The sequence below is a fragment of the Actinomyces sp. oral taxon 170 str. F0386 genome (assembly GCF_000195595.1).
GTDB lineage: Bacteria > Actinomycetota > Actinomycetes > Actinomycetales > Actinomycetaceae > Actinomyces.
Window position 1 is genome coordinate 1 of the sequence record NZ_GL882525.1, and the last position, 884, is coordinate 884.

General features: G+C 58.1%; 1 pseudogene. It reads left to right on the forward strand.

The annotated features are described in order from the left end of the window. Window positions 1-757, forward strand: a pseudogene (locus tag HMPREF9056_RS14030) (hypothetical protein); the annotation flags it as partial. Window positions 758-884 lie beyond the last annotated feature (127 nt).

Consider the following 884-nt stretch of genomic DNA (forward strand, 5'->3'; position numbering starts at 1 on the left):
CATGGCCACCAACCGCACCGCCCTGAGACAGGCAGCAGCAGCCGACCGGTACGCCAAGGACGTCCCAGACCTGTTCCGCCAGCACGCAGCAAGAAAAGCAGCCAAGCAGGCAGCAAGAAAAGACCTGAACGACTCAATACCAAAAAACTACTCACCCAGCGACTTCACTCGCAGAAACATGAAGAGAACGAGAGAAAAACTGGAAATCGACGGATATGACGACCGCACCATTAGACAGCTCGACACGCAAGCCGATGCTGCATCTAATGCCCATAAGGCTCTCAACGATGCGGGGGCGAGGATTGGTGAGGCTGGTGGGGAGAAGTATCTCACTGAGCAGGGGTACCATATCCCGGATGAGTTCCGTGCTGATAACGTGACAGTCAATGGTGGGACTGCCCCGGGAGGTTGGGTGGACGGGATGGGGCTGTCGCCTGATGGTGGTGAGCTGGTCGTCTCCGAGTACAAGGGGGTGACTGCGGAGCTTAGTCGAACGCCGGTCAATACTCGTTTCGAGGGCAAGGCCCTCCAAGGGGGCCCGGCCTATGCTCGCGACCACATGTTGTCCGATCCTCGGTTTGCGCAGTACTTTCACGATCACCCCGAGGTGTGGGAGGGTGTCAAGAACGGTAGCATCAGGCTCAACGCGAAGACGATCTACACCAGAACACCTGACCTCACGGAAGTTGGAGACCAGCCGTTCTCACTGACCCCCGAAGTCACCCAGGCACTCCAGCAAGCCATCGACAACCTCTAGACACTAAGGGACAACCATGAGCACTCACCCCCCCACACCAGGCTTCCAGGCCTACCCCACCAAGCAGGCAGTAACCATCATCCGCGCCATCGCTGAACACAGGTGGCCCATGACCATCAACGAGGCA